Source organism: Xylanibacter brevis P6B11 (assembly GCF_000621825.1).
GTDB lineage: Bacteria > Bacteroidota > Bacteroidia > Bacteroidales > Bacteroidaceae > Prevotella > Prevotella brevis.
Genome location: NZ_JHXG01000022.1, coordinates 1 through 6,176 on the forward strand (window position 1 = coordinate 1; position 6,176 = coordinate 6,176).

Sequence of the window (6,176 nt, forward strand, 5' to 3'; positions counted from 1 at the left end):
GAGAAGAAGAAGAGACCGGAATTCGTACCAGGCGCGACAATCCAGAATATAGAATCATTTGTCGAAGTCGAAAACAACAGGGATGGCACCATCACCCTCCACATGCCTACGCTGAACCCGTCGACATACAATGTAACCGGCAGTGGTTTTAGCAATGGTGAACACACACTGCATTTCGGCTATGAAAAAGGTAGTGGCACAAATATGTCCCCTATCGGAGCGAATATCATTGAATATAGCTGGGCCGGCCATACGCCTTTCAGCGAACTGGACAAAACCATTGACATTACTTCGGGGGAGCCGAGGGTGGCCATCCTGATTACAGGCCACGTACAATCTGCCACTTGTCCAGCGCCAGGCAAAGAACACTATTGGGGACTGTACCGCTACACCAACCCCGTGAAGGTGACCTACAACCTGGGCGGCGGCAGCGTCAGTGGCTCCACTGCCGACAAGGTGGAATACCTCTTCAGCGGCGATGCCCTTGCCACCACTTTCGCAGCACCCACACGTGAGGGCTACACCTTCGACGGCTGGTACACCTCTGCTGAAGGCGGCACGAAACTTACCGCCAGCAACGCTACCAGTGCCACCACCATCTACGCTCACTGGAACGCGATTGCCGAGTAACCCCCTCTCGCACGTATATAATATAAAAGGTATAAACAACATAAAGAAATACAATATATGAAAAATTCGATTAAGAGAGAGCAAAGTCAAGCTTGCTTGAACTTTGCCGAACGGAAGAATTTTCGGCTGCAAGCCAAATATAAGATAATAATGACGCTCGCGCTGCTACTCACGGCAGTCACGGGCGCGTGGGCACAAAGCTACGAAGCCAAAGTCTTTGACGTTCCCGCTTCGTGGACAGGTGACGAGACTAATTTATCGGCTGCCGACCTGCCGAAAGACTTTGTGCAGATAACCAAAGATGAGGCAAAGGCGCTGGCCGTTCCAGATGGCATCGTTGTTCTCATCTATGGTTTTGATGGCGACAACGTTAAAAAGATTCAATTTGAAGGTGGCACATTTATCGATGATGATTATGATGATGGTTCTCCAGAAGCCAGGAGAATGTTTATAGTGTTTCAGACAAATTTTAATGCTAAAATCTGCTATACCGCCCCCGGCGGTCCCAAGGTCGCTTGGGACGCTGCAACCAAGACCGGCACCTTCGCGATGCCCGGCAGCGACGTCGTGCTGACACCCATCTACGCCAAGGCAGCCGCATTCGCCACCACGGGCACCGAGCCCGAAGTGAAGACGCTGCTGCCCGAAGCCGCTGAAGGCGTCATCGCCGGCACCGACGCATCGCTCATCGCCGAGGGCACCGGCATCGTGGCCTTCGCCGGAACGAGCACCGATGTCACGCAGGGCACGCTGATGTACGCCATCGGCACCTCAGCCACCGAGGCCCCCGCACTCACCGCCTTCAGCGCCACAGTGCCCACAGCCAAGAACTATGACGACGCAGCAACCGTCAACGTATGGTACTACATCCAGGGCGCCGACGCCCCCGACGGCCAGCAAGCCACCGAGGAGAACACCTTCAACGACACCGAGCCCGCCTGCCTCACCGTCACCGTGCTCACCAACAAGTTCGACATCCAGTTCAACGCCGCCAACGCCAACACCATCGAGGCCGGCAAGGCTACCGTTACTGTAGGTGGCACCGACAAGACCGGCGACATCACCGAGGGCAAGCTCCAGGGCGTGAAGATGGGCAGCGAGGTGAAGGTCAAAGCCAACACCGGCTACAAGTTCCGCAAGGTGGAGGTGAAGAAGGGGTCAGCGGGTCCCAAATATGCCGACGTAGTGACGATATGTGAAAAAAATGGCGACGATAAATATTTGATTTCTTCTTTCTTCGACGGAACAAATGCAAATATTACCACCATCACAAAAGAAGAAGCCATAGCGCTTGCTGAGTACCTTGGCGGAGGAGATATCCGTGTCGTTTATGAGGAATTCGGATTTTCTGGTGATAGATATGCCAGTGCGACTAATGCTGCGGGAGACGAAATTGGTATACCTTTGTCAACTACGAATACTAGTAAGAACCCTCTGTATTATGTTCCGGCCGGCAACTAACCCCCTCGCGAATGTATATATATAAAATGTATAAACAACATAAAGAAATACAATATATGAAAACAATATCAAGATATATAATGACGCTCGCACTGCTCATCACGGCAGTCGGCGGAGCGTGGGCACAAAGTTCGCTCAACGTAGTGGAATTCGCGGTGCCCGCAGGTTGGGAAGGCGATGTAACGTCACTTACTGCCGCCGACTTTCCCGGCTTCAAGGACTATTCCACACTGACCGATGATGAGGCGAAGGCCATTCCAAATCCGGATCCGTCGTACAACCAAGCGATTATTCTCGTTTACGGGTTTGACGGAATCGAGACAAAGTATATAGTCTGGGATGAGGAAGATATTAGTGTTATTAAAATGTCTGTGGCTCGAGACGCTTTTTATGAAGAGACGGCAGCAAACCGCAAAATCTACTACACCTACGCCGACCCCAACGACGTCGAGGTGACCACCAACAAGGCTGAGAACGATACCGTCTTTACAGAGGCTTGGTTCAACATGCCCGCCTTCGACGCAACGGCCGAGTACGAGCTGGTGCGCGACATGAGCATCCAGATGACCGCCACCATGGGCGACGGCACCGACGGCGTGCGCTACCGCGTGAAGAAGGCACAGCAGGGCGAAGGCTATGAGCCCGCCGACATGGACATGATGCAGGTGCTGGAACTCGTAGCCGTGAACGACGGCATCGAGCAGAAAGCCCTCACACAGGATCAGGACTACTACTGCCGCATCTATAAGCTCGACGAGCAGACACTGCAGCCCGAAGGCGACGGCGTCATGCTCTACGACTTCGACTTCGCCCCCGGCCTCTACGCCCTCAAGGCCTTTGGCCAGGACGACAGCGACTACGCCGGCGAGACCGCCTTCAGCAACACCTTCAAGCTCTTCCAGGGCTACGAGGTAGAAGTGGCCGCCAAGGAGTTCATCACCTACTATAAGGACGAGCCCCTCTACGTGGAGGACGAGGCCGCCGAGCTCTACACCATCGAGAGCGTAAACGGCGACCAGGCCGTGCTGAGCGACAGGAGCGACGCCATGCCAAGCAACACCCCAATGCTGGTTTATAACAACAGCAATGAGACGAAGGTCATCCTCCTCATCCCATGCGCCGAGCCCGACATGGCCATCACCGTAGCACCTGAGTTCCAGGGCACCCTGACCGGCACCACCATCGCCGCCAGCACCGAGGGCCAGACCAACTATGCCTTCAACGGCAAGGCCTTCGTCTTCGTGAAGAACGCCATCGAGGTAGGCCCCAACAAGGCTTGGCTGAGCGTCAACACTGGCGAGCCCAGCGCACGAATCACGCTGGTATTCGACGAGACCACGGCTGTTGAAAAATTGAAGAATTCAAGAATTGAAGAATTGAATGGCAACTGGTATGACCTCAGCGGTCGCAAGCTGCAGAGTGTTCCGACGAAGAAGGGCGTTTACCTCTTCAATGGTAAAAAGGTCGTGGTAAAGTGATAGAGTGATGATGAAAACAAAAACAAGAAAAACCCCTTCTGTGGGCTTGACGCTCTTAAAGAGCTCATGTGTCAAGCGGCAGGTCTCTGGCTATGAAAGCGAGCTTTCCAGCCACACCCCCGCCTCTTGTCACACCACTGACGTGGCTCAAGCCCGCAGAAGGAAAAACCCCGCTTCGCTAAAAAACCATTCTTTCCAGTACATAGCTGTTATAGGTGGTGTAGGCGCAGCCGGTTTTCTCGGTTTTTCCTTGATGAGAAAAGAGTCCCTGAAAGGGATAACGGTATTTGGTGGAAGGCTGCTGGGTGCTTGCACACAAGCAGAATTACGACAGATGGCGTTAATACGCTGACAAGAGTATCTTTCTCAGCAAGGGGTTTTCAAGGTTTTTGTTACAGAAAACAGTTAATGAGAAATAACAATAAAGAAACTATGAATATGAAAAGGAAATTATTTAGTTTGCTTGTGCTGCTCTTGACGGCAGTGACGGGCGCGTGGGCGGCAGACACGTACACCGTGGCCGGCAACAACACAGCCATGTTTGGCTCGGCTTGGGATCCTACTAACACCGCCAATGACATGACGAAGAACGGTGATGGCACCTACAGCATCACCTACACCAACGTCTATCTCGATGATGATGTGCAATACAAGGTCGTGAAGGATCACAGCTGGAGTGAGGCATATCCTGATCTTGACCGCGTTATCAATATCGCTAAGGCTGGCACCTACACCTTGACCATACACTTCAACCCAACTACCCATGAAGTATATGAGACGATGCCTGGCGTCGCTCCGAGCTATAACCTTACCGTGGGCACCAACGCTCAGGGTAGCGTGAAGTTCCTGGTGGGCGAGAACGAGGTGACCACCGCCAAGGAAGGCGCCACCGTCACTGTCGTCGTTACGCCCAACACGGGCTGGGTGGTCAACCAGACCAGCGGACAGTGGGGCGCAGCCATCGCCAAGGCACCCCGCCGCGCACAGGTCGGCATCGGCCTGCTGCAGGACTTCGAGCTCACCAAGCTGCTGGGACAGGACAACACCTGGTCGTTCGTCATGCAGCGCGCCAACGCCCTGGTGAACGTCAGCTACAAGAAGCTGCTCACCAATCAGGACATCACCATCGACGACATCACCGCCCTGACCTATACCGGCCAGGCACAGGAGCCCGTCGTCACTGTGAAGGACGGCTCTGTCGTCCTTACCAAGGATGTGGATTACACCGTGACCTATAGCAACAACACGAACGCTGCTCTCTCTACTGCTACAGAGAATGCTCCTACCGTGACCATCACTGCCGTAGCTACCAGCGAGAAGTATGCAGGCGAGACCACGAAGAAGTTCACCATCAACAAGAAGGCACTGACCGTCACTGCCGACAATAAGAGCGTGACCTTCGGCGACGATGCTCCCACCTACACCGAGAGCTACGACGGTTTCGTGAATAACGAGACCAAGGCCGTGCTCGGCGGCACGCTGGCACTGACCTGCAGCTACGTGAAGAACCAGACCGGCGCCGGCAACTACGACATCACGCCTTCTGGTTACACCTCAAGCAACTACGACATCACCTTCACGAAGGGTACGCTGACCGTGGGCAAGAAGGCCCTGGAGGACGGCTTTATCGCTAACATCGCATCGCTGGTTTATAACGGCGTGTCACAGGAGCCCGCTCCCGTGGTGACCTTCAACGGCATGACGCTGGTGAAGGGCACGGACTACAGCGTGAGCTACGAGGACAACGTGAACGTGGGCACCGCCACCGCTACCGTCACCGCGCTTGCCAACAGCACGAAGTATAGCGGCACGGCATCGAAGACCTTCACCATCACGAAGAAGGCGCTGACCGTGAAGGCCGACAACAAGAGCGTGACCTACGGCGACGATGCTCCTCAGTACACCGTTTCTTACGACGGCTTCATGAACAACGAGACGAACGCTGTCCTGGGCGGCGAGCTGGCACTGGCCTGCGACTATGTGAAGGACCAGAGCGGCGTGGGCAACTACACCATCACGCCCAGCGGATACACCTCTGACAACTATGCCATCACCTTCGCCAACGGCACACTTACCGTAGGTACGAAGGCGCTGGAGAACAGCTTCATCGCTGACATCGACGCGCTGACCTACACCAGCGAGGCTCAGACCCCTGCTCCCGTACTGACCTTCCACGAGATGACCCTCGCAGCCGGCACCGACTACACCGTGGCTTACACCAACAACACGAACGCCGGCACCGCCACCGTGACCTGCACCGGTCAGGGTAACTACAGCGGACAGGCCCAGAAGACCTTCACGATCAACCCCGCCACACTGACGGAGGCTACACTGAAGGATACGCTGTTCATCTTCAACCCCTTCGGTCCGGAGCCGCAGACGGCTGAGGTTGACGTGGTGAAGGCTGGCGAACTGATCGTTCCCGCCACCGACTACACCGTAAGCGATGATACGCAGACCGACCTGGGAGACTACCAGCTGACCGTCACAGGTAAGAACAACTTCCAGGGCATCGTGAAGGCCAACTTCCACATCGTCAAGGACGACCTGCCCGTAACGGCGGAGGATACCGAGAGTGGCGAGGAGGTTGACAACGTGACCATCCAG

At 54.9% G+C, this 6,176-nt stretch carries 5 protein-coding genes; all 5 read left to right on the forward strand.

The features are described from left to right. Positions 1-630: InlB B-repeat-containing protein (locus T496_RS13925; protein ID WP_044111064.1), on the forward strand; the 630-nt coding region annotated here is incomplete at its 5' end. 150 nt (positions 631-780) lie between these two features. Further along, a complete protein-coding gene (locus T496_RS0109810; RefSeq protein WP_027450592.1) occupies positions 781-2,091 on the forward strand; it encodes a hypothetical protein in 1,311 nt (436 codons plus the stop codon). A 56-nt stretch (positions 2,092-2,147) separates the two neighbouring features. After that, complete coding sequence (locus T496_RS0109815; protein WP_155808840.1) at positions 2,148-3,569, forward strand: hypothetical protein; 1,422 nt, start codon at positions 2,148-2,150, stop codon at positions 3,567-3,569. Positions 3,570-3,576: 7 nt separating this feature from the next. Beyond that, a complete protein-coding gene (locus tag T496_RS0109820; RefSeq protein ID WP_027450594.1) occupies positions 3,577-3,921 on the forward strand; it encodes a hypothetical protein in 345 nt (114 codons plus the stop codon). A gap of 86 nt (positions 3,922-4,007) precedes the next feature. Continuing rightward, on the forward strand, positions 4,008-6,176 hold a 2,169-nt coding region (locus T496_RS13930), incomplete at its 3' end, for an MBG domain-containing protein (RefSeq protein ID WP_316928899.1).

Excerpts from the sequence above, each read along its gene's own strand:
- T496_RS0109810 (WP_027450592.1), top strand. The coding sequence starts at position 781 with ATGACGCTCGCGCTGCTACTCACGGCAGTCACGGGCGCGTGGGCACAA.
- T496_RS0109815 (WP_155808840.1), top strand. The coding sequence starts at position 2,148 with ATGAAAACAATATCAAGATATATAATGACGCTCGCACTGCTCATCACG.
- T496_RS0109820 (WP_027450594.1), top strand. The coding sequence starts at position 3,577 with ATGATGAAAACAAAAACAAGAAAAACCCCTTCTGTGGGCTTGACGCTC.